The sequence below is a fragment of the Faecalibacterium sp. DFI.5.82 genome (assembly GCF_029076575.1).
GTDB lineage: Bacteria > Bacillota > Clostridia > Oscillospirales > Ruminococcaceae > Faecalibacterium > Faecalibacterium duncaniae.
Window position 1 is genome coordinate 1 of sequence record NZ_JARFIS010000816.1, and the last position, 299, is coordinate 299.

Below are 299 nucleotides of genomic sequence, written 5' to 3' on the forward strand. Positions count from 1 at the left end.
CGTCAAAGCGCTCACGGTCCTCTGCCTCGTCAATGGCATCCGCCGGGGTGCCCAGGATGGGCAGGCCGATCTCATCCATGTGCTTTGCCAGCTAGATGGCGGTCTGGCCGCCGAACTGGACCACGCAGGCATCGGGCTGTTCGGTGGCGATGATGTTGTCCACACTCTCCGGGTTCAGGGGGTCGAAGTACAGACGGTCGCCGGTGTCAAAGTCGGTGGAGACGGTCTCGGGGTTGTTGTTGACGCGGATGGCCTCGCAGCCGTGGTTCATCAGAGTCCAGACACAGTGGACAGAGCAG

The 299-nt window shown here is 62.5% G+C and carries 1 pseudogene; it reads right to left on the reverse strand.

The window, feature by feature from the left end:
- Positions 1 to 299 (reverse strand): annotated as a pseudogene (locus tag P0G09_RS19035) (hypothetical protein); the annotation flags it as partial.